Origin of the sequence: Sutcliffiella horikoshii (genome assembly GCF_019931755.1) — a bacterium.
GTDB classification, from domain to species: Bacteria; Bacillota; Bacilli; order Bacillales; family Bacillaceae_I; genus Sutcliffiella_A; species Sutcliffiella_A horikoshii_E.
Genome location: NZ_CP082918.1, coordinates 1,120,918 through 1,137,636, shown reverse-complemented (window position 1 = coordinate 1,137,636; position 16,719 = coordinate 1,120,918). Strand labels below are relative to the sequence as shown.

17 protein-coding genes and 1 riboswitch are annotated in these 16,719 nt (G+C 39.6%); of the genes, 11 read left to right on the top strand and 6 right to left on the bottom strand.

Going from position 1 to position 16,719, the window contains the following annotated elements; translation table 11 throughout:
* The first annotated feature begins 79 nt into the window (after positions 1 to 79).
* Both K7887_RS05890 and K7887_RS05885 read left to right on the top strand, forming a co-directional pair.
* Positions 80 to 2,341, top strand: coding sequence for a ribonucleoside-diphosphate reductase subunit alpha (locus K7887_RS05890; RefSeq protein ID WP_223492619.1), 2,262 nt, complete (start codon positions 80 to 82; stop codon positions 2,339 to 2,341).
* Between the two features lie 52 nt (positions 2,342 to 2,393).
* On the top strand, positions 2,394 to 3,437 hold the full coding sequence (locus K7887_RS05885; RefSeq protein WP_223492618.1) for a ribonucleotide-diphosphate reductase subunit beta: 1,044 nt from the start codon (positions 2,394 to 2,396) through the stop codon (positions 3,435 to 3,437).
* Positions 3,438 to 3,485: 48 nt separating this feature from the next.
* Here the strand turns inward: K7887_RS05885 and K7887_RS05880 are convergent, their stop codons facing one another.
* Positions 3,486 to 4,265, bottom strand: coding sequence for an undecaprenyl-diphosphate phosphatase (locus K7887_RS05880; protein ID WP_223492617.1), 780 nt, complete (start codon positions 4,263 to 4,265; stop codon positions 3,486 to 3,488).
* Positions 4,266 to 4,280: 15 nt separating this feature from the next.
* The gene (locus K7887_RS05875) at positions 4,281 to 4,868 is read right to left on the bottom strand and encodes an undecaprenyl phosphate transporter UptA (RefSeq protein ID WP_223492616.1); all 588 of its coding nucleotides are present in this window, start codon (positions 4,866 to 4,868) and stop codon (positions 4,281 to 4,283) included.
* A gap of 128 nt (positions 4,869 to 4,996) precedes the next feature.
* Here K7887_RS05875 and K7887_RS05870 point away from each other — a divergent pair, with 128 nt between their 5' ends.
* From K7887_RS05870 to K7887_RS05855, 4 genes are all read left to right on the top strand, one after another.
* Positions 4,997 to 5,350: a hypothetical protein gene (locus K7887_RS05870; protein ID WP_223492615.1), complete on the top strand. Its 354-nt coding sequence runs from the start codon at positions 4,997 to 4,999 to the stop codon at positions 5,348 to 5,350.
* A gap of 521 nt (positions 5,351 to 5,871) precedes the next feature.
* A complete protein-coding gene (locus tag K7887_RS05865; RefSeq protein WP_223492614.1) occupies positions 5,872 to 6,282 on the top strand; it encodes a hypothetical protein in 411 nt (136 codons plus the stop codon).
* A gap of 60 nt (positions 6,283 to 6,342) precedes the next feature.
* Complete coding sequence (locus K7887_RS05860; RefSeq protein WP_223492613.1) at positions 6,343 to 7,011, top strand: hypothetical protein; 669 nt, start codon at positions 6,343 to 6,345, stop codon at positions 7,009 to 7,011.
* 221 nt (positions 7,012 to 7,232) lie between these two features.
* Complete coding sequence (locus K7887_RS05855) at positions 7,233 to 7,427, top strand: hypothetical protein (RefSeq protein WP_223492612.1); 195 nt, start codon at positions 7,233 to 7,235, stop codon at positions 7,425 to 7,427.
* Between the two features lie 33 nt (positions 7,428 to 7,460).
* Here K7887_RS05855 and K7887_RS05850 read toward each other — a convergent pair whose 3' ends face one another.
* Positions 7,461 to 8,459 (bottom strand): hypothetical protein, encoded by a 999-nt coding sequence (locus K7887_RS05850; protein WP_223492611.1) that lies wholly within the window; start codon positions 8,457 to 8,459, stop codon positions 7,461 to 7,463.
* A gap of 222 nt (positions 8,460 to 8,681) precedes the next feature.
* Here K7887_RS05850 and K7887_RS05845 point away from each other — a divergent pair, with 222 nt between their 5' ends.
* From K7887_RS05845 to K7887_RS05825, 5 genes are all read left to right on the top strand, one after another.
* Complete coding sequence (locus K7887_RS05845) at positions 8,682 to 9,119, top strand: hypothetical protein (protein ID WP_223492610.1); 438 nt, start codon at positions 8,682 to 8,684, stop codon at positions 9,117 to 9,119.
* A gap of 141 nt (positions 9,120 to 9,260) precedes the next feature.
* A riboswitch (purine riboswitch) is annotated at positions 9,261 to 9,362 on the top strand.
* A 126-nt stretch (positions 9,363 to 9,488) separates the two neighbouring features.
* On the top strand, positions 9,489 to 10,082 hold the full coding sequence (locus K7887_RS05840; protein WP_223492609.1) for a xanthine phosphoribosyltransferase: 594 nt from the start codon (positions 9,489 to 9,491) through the stop codon (positions 10,080 to 10,082).
* A gap of 23 nt (positions 10,083 to 10,105) precedes the next feature.
* Entirely contained in the window at positions 10,106 to 11,635 is a 1,530-nt protein-coding gene (locus K7887_RS05835) for an NCS2 family permease (RefSeq protein ID WP_223492608.1), read from the top strand.
* Positions 11,636 to 11,817: 182 nt separating this feature from the next.
* Positions 11,818 to 12,303 carry a hypothetical protein gene (locus K7887_RS05830; RefSeq protein ID WP_223492607.1) on the top strand — a complete coding sequence of 162 codons (486 nt, stop codon included), beginning with the start codon at positions 11,818 to 11,820 and terminating at the stop codon, positions 12,301 to 12,303.
* A gap of 464 nt (positions 12,304 to 12,767) precedes the next feature.
* Positions 12,768 to 13,322, top strand: a complete 555-nt coding sequence (locus K7887_RS05825) for a CBO0543 family protein (RefSeq protein ID WP_223492606.1) — start codon at positions 12,768 to 12,770, stop codon at positions 13,320 to 13,322.
* A 26-nt stretch (positions 13,323 to 13,348) separates the two neighbouring features.
* Here the strand turns inward: K7887_RS05825 and K7887_RS05820 are convergent, their stop codons facing one another.
* The 3 genes from K7887_RS05820 to K7887_RS05810 form a co-directional block, all read right to left on the bottom strand.
* A complete protein-coding gene (locus K7887_RS05820; RefSeq protein WP_223492605.1) occupies positions 13,349 to 14,905 on the bottom strand; it encodes a potassium/proton antiporter in 1,557 nt (518 codons plus the stop codon).
* A gap of 11 nt (positions 14,906 to 14,916) precedes the next feature.
* The gene (locus tag K7887_RS05815) at positions 14,917 to 15,465 is read right to left on the bottom strand and encodes a tyrosine-type recombinase/integrase (protein ID WP_223492604.1); all 549 of its coding nucleotides are present in this window, start codon (positions 15,463 to 15,465) and stop codon (positions 14,917 to 14,919) included.
* A 435-nt stretch (positions 15,466 to 15,900) separates the two neighbouring features.
* A complete protein-coding gene (locus K7887_RS05810) occupies positions 15,901 to 16,713 on the bottom strand; it encodes an undecaprenyl-diphosphate phosphatase (RefSeq protein ID WP_223492603.1) in 813 nt (270 codons plus the stop codon).
* Positions 16,714 to 16,719 lie beyond the last annotated feature (6 nt).

The window sequence follows — 16,719 nt, the reverse complement described above, 5'->3', positions numbered from 1 at the left end:
CCCTTTTTTCTATGATCGTTTGATCCACTCAACTATTGAGTGGATTTTTTTATTTTAGACGAAGTGGAGAGTGAAAAAAATGACCGTACATACCAAAACTGTACATAAAGAGAATGGACCTAGCGATCAAGATTACCAGAGCCATTTAGAAACTGTTCTATCTGAGTTTCCAAAACTTGAAACAACAGGTTTCTTACAAAAAACTACCAAAATTATTGATAAACTGCTCCATCACAACAATCAACATGAACTTACAAACCAACTAATACTAGAAGCGCTCAATCACGTGGATGAACTAGAACCTGACTGGACCTATGTTGCATCAAGGTTATTATCACAAAAGCTGCAACAGGAAGTATGCAGCAACAGAAACATCTCCAAGCCCTATACAGATTTTTACTCATTAATCAAAAGCTTAACAGAACTAGGAATTTATCAAACTCAATTGCTAAAAGCATACACAGCTAAAGAAATTAATGAATTAGAGGCAGTCCTTGATCCTCAAAAAGATAATCTCTTTACCTATATTGGACTGAAAACATTATCTGACCGTTATTTAACGCGCGATCATCATAAACGCTTACTTGAATTGCCTCAAGAACGTTTCATGATCATTGCCATGACACTGATGCAAAAGGAAGAAACTAATCGGATTCACTACGTGAAAGAAGCTTATTGGGCACTAAGCAATTTGTATATGACCGTTGCCACACCGACATTTGCCAATGCAGGAAAAACGTATGGACAGCTCTCAAGCTGCTTCATTGATACGGTTGATGACAGCTTGCAAGGAATATATGACAGCAACACAGACATTGCAAATCTCTCTAAATCCGGAGGCGGCCTTGGCGTCTACCTCGGCAAAATACGTAGTCGCGGCAGTGATATAAGAGGATTCAAAGGCGTATCTAGCGGAGTGATTCCATGGATGAAACAATTGAACAATACGGCTGTAAGTGTCGACCAGCTCGGTCAACGGAAAGGAGCCATTTCTGTCTATTTAGATGTTTGGCATAGAGACATTTTTTCCTTTCTTGACAGCAAGCTCAACAACGGTGATGAACGCATGCGTACACATGATCTTTTCAATGGAGTGTGCATACCGGATATTTTCATGGAGCAGGTAGAAAGCAGAGGAGACTGGTACTTATTTGATCCACATGAAGTTAGAAAACTAATGGGCTATTCCCTTGAAGATTATTTTGACGAGAAAGTTGGTGCTGGAAGCTTTCGCCAAAAATATGAAGAATGTGTCAATCATCCTGAGCTCCCGAAAGAAAAAGTACCGGCTATAGAGATTATGAAAGCAATCATGAAGGGGCAACTAGAAACTGGCAGTCCATTCATGTTTTATCGTGATGAAGTGAACAGAATGAATCCAAACCCTCATAAAGGAATGATTTATTGCACGAATTTATGTACGGAAATTACCCAAAACCAAAGTGCCACCATCACGAAAAAGCAATACGTAGAGGATGGTACGATCATAACCGTTAAAACACCCGGAGATTTTGTAGTCTGTAATTTATCCTCCATTAATCTTGCTCGCACTGTAACAGCAGGACAACTAGAGCGCCTTATTCCCATCCAGGTTCGGATGCTTGATAATGTGATTGATTTAAATGAAATACCGGTACTGCAGGCAAAGATGACCAATGAAAAATATCGTGCCATTGGATTGGGAACATTCGGCTGGCATCACCTGCTTGCTCTTGAAGGTATCAAATGGGAGTCCAATGAAGCAGTGCTTCATGCAGACAAACTTTATGAAAAAATTGCATTTTACACAATCCAAGCCAGCTCCCTGCTCGCTAAAGAAAAAGGTTCCTACCCTGCATTCGAAGGATCTGATTGGCAAACTGGTGACTATTTTCACAAACGGAATTATGGGACAGCCTCGGAACTGGATTGGAATGTGCTTCAAGAACAAGTAGCGAATTACGGCGTCCGAAACGGATATCTAATGGCAGTTGCCCCAAATGCGACCACGTCCATTATTGCCGGAAGCTCTGCAAGCATTGATCCCATTTTCCTTAAGGTATATTCAGAAGAGAAAAAAGATTACAAGATTCCCGTAACAGCACCTGACCTTAACGCAGAAACAACCTGGTTTTATAAATCTGCCTACCATATCGATCAGCATTGGAGCATTGCCCAGAATGCGGCAAGACAAAAACATATCGATCAGGCCATTTCCTTTAACCTGTATGTTACGAACACCGTGAAGGCCAAAGTATTACTTGAACTTCATCTTGATGCATGGAAGCAAAAATTGAAAACAACCTACTATGTTCGTTCCACATCTTCAGATTTAGAAGAATGTGAATCATGTTCAAGTTAGTCAGCTATCATTAAAGAACTCATAAGCATGTCAATAAAAAGGAGCAAACCAAATGAATGCTAAACTAAAATCACGCATCTTAATGGATGTGGACGCACCGAATAGATCGACCAAAATCATAAATGGAAAAAGCTCCAATGTTCTTAATTGGGACGATGTGGCTTTTTCATGGGCTTACCCAAAATATAAAAAAATGCTCGCAAACTTTTGGTCGCCTTTTGAAATCAATATGTCCCAGGATATCAAGCAATTTCCTCACCTGTCACCACAGGAACAGGATGCATTTTTGAAGATCATTGGACTTCTCGCACTTCTTGACAGCATTCAGACCGACTATGCCGGAAAAGTAGCAGACTATTTGACCGATTCCAGCCTTAACGCGCTTATGATTATGCTAGCCCAGCAAGAGGTGATCCATAACCATTCTTACTCCTATGTACTATCAAGTCTTGTGCCGCGAAAAAAACAGGAGGAAGTGTTTGAATACTGGAGGACCGAACCCATCCTTAGAAAAAGAAATGACTTCATAACTGATGGATATAAGAAATTTGCTGAAACACCCTCAGTAGAAAATTTGCTAAAATCCATCGTGTATGATGTTATTTTGGAGGGACTCTTCTTTTATTCAGGATTTGCATTTTTTTATCATCTGGCGAGAAATCAAAAAATGGTCTCTTCCAGCACGATGATCAATTATATTAACAGGGACGAACAAATTCACGTGGATTTGTTTGTAAAAATATTCAAAGAGGTCCTTCTGGAATACCCAGAACATAACACAGAAAGCCTAGAGCTTTTCGTCGAGGAGACGTTTCAACAGGCGGCACAACTGGAGATTGAATGGGCAAGACATATTATCGGAGATCATTTTGCCGGAATCGAACTGGAGGATGTGGAAGCGTATATCAAATTTTACGCCAACGTCCGCGCCCATCAACTCGGTTTTAAGCGCCCCTTTGAAGGATACCGCACAAACCCATTGAAATGGATAAAAGCATACGAAGACGTAGACCTAGGAAAATCCGACTTCTTCGAACAAAAGTCCAGACAATACACAAAAGTAAACGTAGTCGAAAACGGATTTGATGAGTTATAAGAAATGAGGAAAGGCCGTGTATCTAAATGGTACACGGCCTTTCCTTGCTTAAAACAACCCTAAATATTGAAGCGCCAAAATCACCACTCCCAAAATCCATACATAAACCGCAAACATACGAAGAGAATGCTTTTTCAAATAATTAATCATCCATTTCACAGCAATATACCCAAAGAAACAGGATGCTAAAATTCCAATAACCAATGAGAATAAAGAAATATCCTCCCTGCCGACCTGTGCCACTTCAACCGTTTGCAAAAACACAGCCCCCGCAATCGCTGGTGTTGAAAGCAAGAAAGAAAAATATGCCGCTGTTTCCCTATCCAGCTTCCGAAACAAACCTGCCACAATCGTCAACCCTGACCTCGAAATGGCAGGGAATATCGCAGCAGCTTGGAAAGAACCAATAAATAATGCATCCTTCCACGTAATGTCCTCCATCTTTTTTGCACCTTTTTTAATGGAATCAGCAAACCAAAGAAAGGCGCCTGTTATTAGAAACTCCCAGCCGATCGTCACGCCTGTTTTGGAAATCTCCTCAAAATAATCTTTGAAAGCAAGTCCAATAATTACGGCTGGAATCGTCCCGATTACCAACAAGAAAGATAATTTATGAAAAGGATTACGAATGATTTTATAAAATTCCTCCCGATAAAAATAAAGGACTGCAATCAACGTTCCGAAGTGAAGCATCGTATCAAGCAATAACCCAGCTTCTTGCAAACCAAATAAGTTCCTACCTAAATATAGGTGCCCTGTACTTGAAATTGGCAGGAATTCCGTTAATCCTTGAATAATCCCCAATATGAAGGCTTCAATTTTGGACATAACCTCTCCCCCCTTCTATTCCGTTCTTTTTCTATCAAATACAAAATAAGTGATGGCTCCAAGTATAATCAAAATCATTAATGGAATGATTAGCGGTTGCGCAGCATGTTTGATTTCCCGCCAATTTTCTCCGAGTTGAAGTCCGATATATAAAAATAAAAAGGTCCACGGAATCACTGCCGCCACTGTGTAAATCAAAAAAGGTAAAAACTTCATTTTTGCTATACCTGCCGGAATGGAAATAGCATGCCTTACCACCGGTATAAAACGCGCTGTAAAAATGACAATCGGTCCGTAATTTTGAAACCACTTTTCCGATATGTCCAAATGCCTTGGCTGAATTAATATGTACTTCCCATACTTATCAAGAAATGGCCTACCGCCAATACTCCCTGCCCAGTATAAAAAAAGCTGAGCGAGTGTACCTCCAATCACCCCTGCAAGCATAGCTCCCAAAAAACCTATCTCACCAATAGATATTAAATAACCACCATATCCAAGGACGATTTCGCTAGGAATGACCTCCACCATTAAACCGAGAGCGATCCCCCAAACCCCCAATGTGGTGAAAAATTCAAAAACAGATAAAAAAAATTGCTCCATATCCTCACCTCATTTGTAAGAGAGTTGTCCCTAACAATGTATGAGAGCACGTCCACGAAAAGCACTAATTTCAGAAAAGGGTTTTCACTAATTATGTCGAATAATAAAAGGAATGGAGGTGCTGATAAATGAAGAAAATCTTTATTCTATCCTTATTCCTCCTTTTTCTAACAGCCTGCGGTATGCCTACACACATTCCGGATCGTTTTTCTTATATTGAAGTGGTCGAACAAAAAGAAGATGAATCACTGTCAGAAATTGAAGATATCGAAATCATTCTCAAGGACAGTGACGTAGTCATCGGATTAGATGAGGCAGCGGAGAAGTATCCAGATTACAATATTGAAAATACACCCGCTTATATAGTGTTTGAATATACAGGATATCTTACCGACGACATGATTCTATTCACCTACGACAAGGAAGAGGCTGTCACGTTATTGAAAGAAAAGATTCAAGACGAAAAAGAAAAAGTGGAATAAACAAGAAAGTCGAACAAGAGCAACCGCCTCCGTTCGACTTTTAGGTAGTAAAAAAAACTAAATTATTATGAGGTTTTCAGCTGTTAATTGGAGCAAAAGGCGTAGACTCCTCGAAAATGCTACGCATTTTCTTCGTGCGATGTATTGCTGCCGAAGCCTTCCTTGTCCTGCGGAGGAGTAGCGGCATTGTTGAGACCCCCCAACGAAGTGAGGAGGCTCAAGGCCGCCCCGCGGAAAGCGAAGCCGTTTGCGGAAATTAACAGCGCGTTAAATGTAACCGCTTACTTAAGGCGAGAAAGCATAAACTCACCTTCATTTTCATATAGTTAAAAAATTGTAATTGGGAGGATTTATATGGGGGAACTATGTCTACAATCTTCTTGCGTCGGTTTTGATTTAATCTTAATTACCTTAGGCTGCTTACTAATTCTATACATCGGTTATCGGTTTCTGGGTCACGAGGACTAAAGTATCTCATGATTTCACTTCTTTTGCTTCATACTAGAAGAGAGGTGATATTAATGAGGAAAATGTTTTTGCTTCTATTGCTCTTCTGTGGAATTTTTCCTATGACCTTTTCAGCACAGCCGCTTCCAATAGAAGTCTTTGATGTTACACAAGGTAAGGTAATAAAATCCATACCTTTAGATGAGAAAAACAAGGAAGAAGCCCTAAAGCTTGTAAAAAGTACAGACTCCCTCTACCCAAAACTTAACCCTACTCCAAAAACAGGGTTTATGATTAAGGTGATTTTTGATCCTGCCGAAGATATTGAAACGAAAGTATTTAAGCAGCCTGTAACGCAAGTCATTTTTATTTTTCCGGATGCAGAAAAGCCTTATATCCTAATCTTCAACGAGAAAGATCAACCTATGTTTTATTACTTCTGTGAAGATTTCGCACCATTTTTGGAAATGCTCGGAATAAATTAACTAAAAAGCGGAATAATGGGTACACTATCTTCAACTTTAACCTTTCAAGGAGGGGTTGGCTTGAGAAATGTACTTGTTATTCTTTTTATTGCACTTTGCGCCCTATTTCCATCCGGGTGCGGAACAGAAAGCGAAGGGAGCCAAGGAAAGGCAGAAGCCCCAGCTCCACTATTACCAACTTCAGGAGATTACTCGTTCCGACGCTATATAGAGGAAAAAGGCCATACAGACTATCGAGTACTGTATAGTCAAGTTCCCGATAGCGAAATTGTTGAGGTAAGGACCATCGTTGACCTGGAGGCCGCCCAATCTTCTTCTGATATTTCGGAAACAAGTAATTTTTATGAAGAAACGAAAGATGGTATATATGGATATATCGTATTGTCTGAGGAATTTCCTTCTGAATGGAATGCTGAAGATATTAAGAAATTCCCAAAGACAAAAATAATAGCCTATCCATTGGAGGCCAGCAATAAATGGACAGAACAAATCAAGGATTTCGATCTTGAGATCACATATCACATACGGGAAGTTGATGCTGAGATAAAAACCCCTGCCAAGACTTTTGAAGATTGTATTATTATAGATTTTGAAGAGAAAGACAAGGATGGAAATACTATACGCAAAGGCAATTCAGCTTTTGCACCTAATGTAGGATGGATACGACATGAAGTGGAAGAAGAAGTATTAAAAGACGTTCATAAGTTAATAAAAATTAATGAAAGATAAAAATTTATCTTTCATTTTTAGATTGATTGGGGAACCTTTTCCATAAAATTATCGTCCAAGTTGTAGAATATTTCGCTTTGCGAATATTTTACATAACTGTAATGATGAAATTACCAATTTTATTGTATAATTACAAACATACCTTACCTAAAACATGGGTATAAAGGTACCGAATACTATTTACTATGTTATACTTCTATAGTTAAGGAGGAGATGTAACTTTGGGTCTGAGTAAAATTGTTTTTGTGATTAGTATTATGGCAAGCTTTCTTATGCTTGTGGCATCCGTTATTGCATTTGTAATCCAAGACATCGGGTATTTTTGGATGATGTTCATACTTATGGTTGTCAGTATACTTCAAAACATCTCCGTTTATAAACATATTTCCACAACGGATGAACCAATAAAAAGTTAGGCCGCTTCCTGTGAAAGCAAAAAAGCCAGCGTATCAGCTAGCTTTCAACTCTGTACGGATATACTTGCCTTCTTTATCATACAAATGAAACTTTTTAATGAGCTTTGCATCTCCATCTGCGAGCTCCGGTAAAGATACATGTAAAAGGAATTGGTTTTCGACCACATTACTTGAAATTTGGTAAATTACTTCCTCTTTCCTTTGCACTTCAAGAACCACTTTTTGAACCTCTTCTTTTTTTGGTACTAATCCATGAATATATGTATGCTCCCCATTGTCTGCCTTCACATTTTTTTCTTCGAAGCAGAAATCTTTTTCTTCTTTCATCGAATAATAGTTAGGTTTCTCCATTCCGGTTACTTCAAAGCCATGATCATTATAATGATAGACGCCAAGAACCGTTTTTAATATGGAGTCCTCTTCAGAATAGATTAGAAAGGATTGATGTTCTTCGTCCACGAACATCACCTCCATTCCCTCCATATTATCAGCGGCCCCAGATATGGCTCCTTTCAAAGTTCTATATATATATTTAGGTGCTGACTCAATTTTTGAGACATGATCCATTTTCATGATCTGTGAGAAATATTTTTGAGGAGGAACGGCTAACTTCACTCTCTCCCCCCTTTTAACAATATCTGTTTCAATGGTCTGTATGGATGTTTGTTTATTTTCTCCGATGAATAGGATAAACGTTCCCTTTTTCGTATCAATAATCTCTGAATAAAAGGACCGATTCAGCAATACTTTTTCAGGTTTCAATTTCCCGTATAAACCTTTTTGAAAAATAACTGCTCCCAATTCATTTTCATTATGCTCAAATGTAGCAACCACATTATTGGTATATTCAATTGGATACGTTTCCAATAACAATGGCTTTTTCTCCCGGTCTCCTAAATGTTCTTGGATAAAACCTGTAATGCCGCTTTCTGAATTTACTATCGTAAAGCTAGTATATTCATAGGTAAAGTAACCAACGAGCACTACTACTAGACCTGACAATGAAATGAGCATAAGTTTTCGTTTCAACATCCTTACCTCCTATTCCATCAATGCAAAATATAAAAATAAAGAAAATATAGTTCTATAGCCCTAATTCCATTTTAAGGTAAGAAGATTTAGAAGGCTATTGGGAAAGTGAATTAAGATTTAGTGCAATTATTCTGCATTTCAGTTGAACACTTTCATAGATAACATGATAATAATTCTTTTTTCGGGAAAATTAATAGGACTATTTATAAAGGAGGAAATAAGATGAGAAAACTATTTTGCTTGACTGTCTTATCATTGTTGCTGTTCTCAGCATCAACTATATCCGTTCCAAACGTACTCGCTTCTCCTGAGGAAAAACACGAACACCAAAAGGAGTCCAGTCATGACCACCATCGTCATTGGAAGAAATATAACGAATACTTGGAACAAAACAAGGATAAAATTGTTCCTTACCTTTCTACCTATTTAAACAAAGAACAGCCGGAACTGGAAAAACTTCTTCAAAACGGGTCGGAATTGCACACATTGGTGAAAGCATCCATTCTTTCCAAGCTGGGTAAAGTGGATGTTACTGAAATTATAGCAAAAAAAGAAAGTGGGCAATCGTTCAAGGAAATCGCGAAAGAGTTAAATGTGAATAAAGAAGATATCTACACTGAAATGAAAAAGATAAAAGAGAAAATAAAAAACAATAGCTAGTTTTCTAAAGAAACCGGGTATATACAACCGGTTTTTTTTAATTTTTCCGAATCCATCATCAATATTTTATATTTTTATTCGTGTTTTTCTCCAAAAACCCTTTTCAAAACGAGCTTTTTCCTTTATAATCACTTCATAATCCAAACAATATAATAAATAACTCGTATAATAGTGGGAATATGGCCTACAAGTCTCTACCAAGCTACCGTAAATGGCTTGACTACGAGTGATACTTTAATTTTCCCGTACTTAGGTTCAACCACCTGGGTCGATTATTTGCATTCCCGAAAGTTTAAAGTGGTCACTTGTAGATCTTGTGCCGCTTACAACTTTCGGGATTTTTTATTTTCAGGAGGAGGAAGAACATACATGAAATTACTACAACAAACCATTCTTGAAAAAGGGACGGTTTTACCAAACGGGGTTCTAAAAGTTAATACTTTCTTAAACCATCAGATCGACACTGGACTGATGATAGAGGTTGGAAAGGAATTTGCAGAGCGATTTTCTGGTTTGAACATTACTAAAGTGATAACCATCGAATCGTCAGGAATTGCACCAAGTTTTTTCGCCGCACATACCCTTGGTGTTCCCCTTATTTTTGCAAGAAAAAAGAAATCCCTGACTTTGAAAGATAACGTTTATACTAGCGAGGTTTTCTCTTTTACCAAACAAGAAACAAGTGAAATCACGGTGGCAAAGGAATTCTTAGCTGAAAACGATAGAGTGTTGATCATCGATGACTTTCTTGCTAACGGACAGGCTGCACAAGGATTAATAGATGTAGTGAAACAAGCTGGTGCCTCTGTAGCCGGTATCGGTATTGTCATTGAAAAGACCTTCCAACCGGGCCGACAGATTCTAGAGGACAAAGGATATCTTATAGAATCACTAGCCAGAGTCCAGTCACTTCAAGATGGACAAATAACATTTGTAGAAGAACCAATCAGCATCACCAACTAACTGAACCTTATGGAGGTCGTCCTATGAAAGCTACTACTGTACATTATCCATGGTATAAAAAAGAAGATACAGATGCATTCTTCGCACTTTTTCAAAACAACTTGGCAAACTTCGTCATCATTGCCGTAACGATGCTAGGTATGGGATTTCCAGCAAGCATCGTATTCGGTAAAGTAATACCTGGTGCCGCCGTTGCTGTTATGGTCGGAAATCTATATTATGCATTTATGGCCAATCGCCTTGCACAAAAAGAAGGAAGAACGGATGTCACCGCCCTCTCATACGGAATAAGCACCCCAGTTATGTTTGTCTTCCTGTTTGGTGTATTGGCGCCGGCTAATGCATTAACCGGCAACCCGGAACTTGCGTGGAAAATTGCTGTAGCTGCTGCGTTTTTGAGCGGGTTAATTGAAACTCTTGTAAGCTTTACAGGAAACTGGGTAAGAAATCATTTGCCACGTGCCGCTATGCTTGGAGCACTTGCCGGTGTTGCCCTCACGTTTATCGCTGGTGAAATGCTATTTAACACCTTCTCCATTCCTGTCGTTGGTTTGGTGGCTTTAGTCATTATCATTGTTGGAGTTGTAGGAAAAATGGCCATGCCTTTCAAAATTCCTGCTTCCCTGTTTGCAGTCATTATCGGTACTGTTTTAGCTTTCACTTTAGGCTATCAATCTCCCTCTCAAATAGCAGATGGATTGAATAACATTGGGTTTTATCCAATATTGCCAACTTTAGCCGCTTTTGAAGGGATGACCTACCTGTTTGGAGCTTTAATTGGTCTATTGGCAATCATCCTTCCTATTACGCTGTACAATGCCATTGAAACGATGAATAACGTTGATGCCATGTCTGCAGAAGGAGACTCTTATGATGTTCGTGAATGCCAGGCAGTGGATGGGGTTGGAACAATGCTTGGGGCTGTTTTTGGAGGCCTCTTCCCCACTACTGTGTACATTGCAACAGTAGGATCAAAATGGATGGGTGCCGGTAGAGGATATAGCATTTTAAATGCAATTGTATTCGGTCTAGCTGCTATGACAGGAGTTATTGCTGCTCTTGCAGCCATCATACCGCTTGCTGCAGTAGCACCAATTCTTGTATTTGTTGGAATATCCATGGTGGCAACAGCATTCGGATCCAATGACAAAAAATACTTCCCGGCCGTTGCGATTGCCATGCTACCTTATTTCGCTAACTATGTAATGACTCGTTTCAATAATAGTGCAGGTGAAGTGGTCGCCGGTATATCAGAAGGAATTGTACCTCTTGGCCAAGGGGCTATGTTTACGGCGATTGTCCTTGGTGCCATTACCGCTTATATTATCGACCAGGATTACCGTCGTGCTTCCTATTTTGCCTTGATTGGTGCCTTCTTATCTTTCGTTGGATTCATGCATGCTCCTAAGCTTGCAGTGAACGCAGCGCCTGATTTCGCGATTGGATATGTGTTAATTGCAGTATTTCTAGTGTACTGTGCTTACCAGCGTGCTTCATCCATGGTTACTGAGACCAATCGCAAGGTTTCTGTGAAGAGGCAGGTCGCTTCTTAAAATTGTTTTTCTAAATAAGAGAACTTGAGCCAGAACCGGGAGTTACTTCTCGGTTCTTTTTCTATTTGCTCTGGTAACAAACGCTTTTTATTATTTGAAATTCCCTCTTTTAAGACATTTGCCCACGAGTTTTGGACGGATGCACATACAATACACGGTAGGTACAGTTAGGAGGAAAAAAAATGCTTTTACAACAACAATGGCACGGACATAGAGGACAACGCTCTATCAGACCAGGATATGGTGGTAGACCTGGATTTGGAGGTTTTGGCTTTGGGTTCCCTTTATTGGGAGGGATTGCAGGAGGTTTACTTGGCAGTGCTCTATTTAATAATTTCGGCTATGGTGGAGGCTTTGGCGGTTATCCAGGCTCTGGCTTCGGTGGTGGTCCCGGCTTTGGCGGTGGTCCTGGTTTCGGTGGCGGTCCTGGCTTCGGCGGTGGTCCTGGCTTCGGTGGTGGTCCTGGCTTCGGCGGCAGTCCTGGCTTCGGTGGTGGTCCTGGCTTCGGTGGTGGTCCTGGCTTCGGCGGTGGTCCTGGCTTCAGCGGTGGTCCTGGTTTCGGCGGAGGTCCTGGTTTCGGTGGCGGTCCTGGCTTCGGCGGTGGTCCTGGTTTCGGCGGTGGTCCTGGCTTCGGCGGATGGCAAGGTACACAAAATAGTGGCCAATAATTATTAAGTAGAAAAAAACTCCCACTTCAATAGGAGGCCACTGAAAAACTGATTTCATATTGTACTTGGTGATTTCGAGCTGTGGATTGGAGCAAATGGCGAAGACTCCTGCGGGGGAGTAGCGACAATGTTGAGACCCCGCAGGGCGTAGCCCGAGGAGTCTCAAGGTCGCCCCGCGGAAAGCGAAGACATTTGCGGAAATCAACAGCGGTGTTTAACCAAAAAGTAAAATCAAGTACTTTCTCAGTGGCCTCTTCAATAGTAGTCGGGAAGACTTAAATAAGGCTCTTTTCTTCATACTTGTTGGTTATACGGGTTTAGTAACAAGTATCAGAAAACAGCCTTTTTTATATAATTGAAAAAAGAAAAAGAAAGGGTAACTCGAAACCAAACCAAACGAGGTATCATTTTCAATAAAATAGAAAAACTACTCATATCCATTACAATGAGAGCAGGCTTTTTATATGTCCATTAAGGAACAATACATAGATATTTTTAATAAAAATCAATCTTCGGTCCAATCCCATTTGAATTTTTGGCTGGAACATGTCGTTTTCTCCTGGCAGTGGTGGATCATGGTAACTACATTCATAATATGCTGGACAGTATTTTGGAAGCTAAAAAAATCAAAACACCTCCCTAGAATCACCATATATGGACTGCTTTGGATCATCGTCGCATCCAACCTGGACGGCTTGGGGTATGAACTTGGACTTTGGGGGTACACGTACAACCTAAGTCCCTTTTTGCCTAAATCGTACGTGTTTGACTATTGTCTCATCCCCATTACTTATATGCTTCTCTATCAATATTTTCAAAAAGGTAAGGGATTTCTTTACGCAAATATTGTTTTGGCTGCTGGAGCATCGTTGATTGCAGAACCAGTTGCTGAAAAACTCGGCCTTTATACTCCTTTTCACTGGAATGAATTTATCTCTGTGCCTCTATATATAATGATTGCTTACATTTTAAAATTTATTACCGAAAAAATTTGTCGCTCCATTCTACCAAAAAACTAGGATAACCATAAGGCTATCCTAGTTTTTTAAACGGTTTCTTTAATATCTTCTTTTTTATTGGAATCTTCTTCTTCCATTTCAGTTTCTTCCCCATCCATAACAGGCTCAACCTCTTTTTTCTTTTTCAGGAACTCTTCTAAAGCAAGTTTACTTTTTCTTGATGTTAGTATATACAAGAAGTCCTTATCCCTAATGACAGTATCACCAGATGGTGTCACAAGGATCCCCGCTCTAATGATGGCATTAATAAGTGTCTTATCAGGAAATTCCAACTCAGCAAGTGTTTTTCCGACCATATCCAGATCCTCTTCTACCTGGAACTCAATGATTTCTGCATTTGCTTTACCAATGGAAACTAACTCTAAAGAATGTATAGGTGCTATCTTCTTTGGTCCAGTTAGATCTAATTTTTTTGCAAGCAATGTAATGGTAGATCCTTGTACAAGAGTTGATGTCAAGACGACGAAGAATACTACGTTAAAGAATAGTTGAGCATTAGGAATACCGGCAATCATCGGGAATGTAGCGAGAACGATTGGTACTGCTCCACGTAGACCCGCCCATGATAGAAACACTTTTTCTTTGATACTGAAATCCATGCCTAATGTGGAAAGGAATACCGCTATAGGTCTAGCTACAACTATCAAAATTACCGATAATAACAATCCCTTAAGCATAATATCCCACTGGAACAACTGTCCTGGGAAGACCAGTAATCCCAATATGATAAACATAAGAATCTGCATCATCCACGCAAACCCTTCATTAAATCGGAAAATCGACTGGCGATACGTAAGTTCGTTGTTACCAACAATCAAAGCTGCCACATAAACCGCTAATAGTCCACTTGCACCCATCAGTGCTGCGATACTATAAGTTAAAAGCGCGAATGCCATGGCAAAGACAGGATATAATCCAGAGGAATCGAGGTTTATCTTATTAATGGAATAGGAAGCCAGCTTACCAAGACCTAATCCCAACAGTAAACCAATTCCCATCTGCCAGAAGAAGCTTCCGATAAACCCTATGTAACTAGGATTGGAGGCAGTAAGCAATTCAATAAAAGATAATGTCAAAAACACTGCCATCGGATCATTCGTACCGGATTCCGCCTCAAGGGTTGCACCCATCCGCGCTTTAATGTTCTGTCCTTTTAATACGGCAAATACTGCTGCTGCATCTGTGGATCCAACGATGGCTCCAAACAGGAATGCTTCTAACCAAGACACATCCAGGATAAGCTTGGCAGATGCTGCAACCAGTGCCGAAGTCAAAATTACTCCTACGGTGGCCAATGATAAAGAAGGTTTAATGACCTTGCGCACTGTTCCCCATTTTGTTTGCAAACCACCCTCAAACAAGATAATGACGAGAGCAAAAATACCGATTAATTGAGCATACTTTACATTATCAAAATAGATGAAACCAAGTCCATCACTGCCTGCCATCATACCAACAATTATGAACAATACGAGGGCTGGAACACCTAGTTTTGATGAGAATTTAGTTGTTATAACTCCAACAATCAGAAGAAATGCGGTAAGTAAAATAAAATAATCAACATTGAATGCACCTTGTATCATCTTATTCCCCCTTATAAATTGACATCAATTCTTACAGATAATTTTTCATGCTTGTCTATTCCAAGATAACGGAGTGTTTCAGAAGGTGAAGTGTGGTTAAAATGTTTTTGGAGAAGAGAAACTGCAACACCGCTTCTATATGCATGGTAGCCAAAGGTCTTGCGCAAAGTATGAGTACCCACTTTACCAGGCACACCTACTTCTTTCGCTGCTTTATTAATAATGCGATATGCTTGTTGCCTTGTAATCGGTGAACTGCACTTTTGAGATTTGAAAAGGTAATCCTCTGGTTCAAGGCTTCTTTTATGAAGATAGTCGGCTATCGCTTGTTTGACATGTTTATTCATATATATAAAATGCCCATTTTCCAATAGGTAATAGTCATTTACTTTTCCATCCAGTGTCACATCTTCCACTTTAACATGCAGAAGTTCACTAAGTCTTAGCCCCATGTTAATTCCCATTACAAAAAACAAGTAATCTCTTAAGGAGTAGTTTTTTAAATAGTCTTTAATTTCATGGATAAATTTGCGATCTTTTAAAGCCTCAACATATTCCATAAGATTCTCCTCCTTAATGTTACTTAACTCCATTATAACATATATATATGTAACATTTTAATAATATGCTTACACAAAAAATAAGGGAAATGAGGACCTCTCTTCCCCTGCTTTCTCGTCACTGAGGTCTTCATGATGTTCATGAGGACCTCTCTCCTTCTGTTTCCTCGTCACTGAGGTCTTCATGACGATCATGAAGACCTCTCTCCTCCTGTTTTCTCGTCACTGAGGTCTTCATGACGATTATGAGGACCTCTCTCCTTCTGTTTTCTCGTCACTGAGGTCTTCATCCCGGCGATGAGGACCTCTTTTCTCCTTTTCCTTCGTCACTCACGTCTTCATCCAAACGAAATTACCAGACGACTATTCCATCATTCTTATTTACCTGAGCAATAAAAAAACACCACTGGAAAAAGTGGTGTTTTTTAAGATTCATTATAAAAAGAGTACTACTAGCGTTCCGACAATGAAGCAGTAAATGGAGAAATAAATTAAATTACCTCTTGCCATGATTCCCATAAACCATTTTAAAGAGAAATACGAAGCGATAAGAGAAGCAATAAATGCCAATGAGTATGGTAATAGGATTTCGTTAACATTATCCATTCCGATTAGGTCTTTAATTGCCAACAGGATACTCCCTACACTGACAGGGATAAAAAGAAGGAAAGAAAATCTCAGTGCTGTCTCCTGTTTCATTCCACGCGCCATTGCAGCGACAATAGTTGCACCAGAACGGCTTATCCCTGGAATCAAGGCCACAGCCTGTGCCAACCCTATAATAATTGCGTCCTTGAAAGAAAGTTCTGCATCATTCTTTCTACCTCTTAAGTTACGAATCAACCAGAGTGCAATACCTGTAACAATCAAAGTAACACCGATAACTTTAATATTATCAAGGGCCTCCGATATTACATCGCCATATACAACCCCAATAACTCCTGCAGGGATAGTTCCGACAATAAGATAAATGACAAACATGAAATCTGCTTTATCTTCCTTATCTTTTTTCGCCACAAATCTTAATGCCCCGAAGAAAAGTCTCGATATTGATTCACGATAAATAATAAGGATGGCAATTAAGGATGCTGCATTTACAACTATCTCGAATGTTAGACCTTCGAGATCCATTCCCATGAGTCTTTGCAAGATCATTACATGACCACTTGAAGAGACGGGAATTGGTTCAGTAATCCCCTGGAAAATTCCAAGGAATATGTACTTCAATAAAATCAAAATTTCTTCCATACCAAT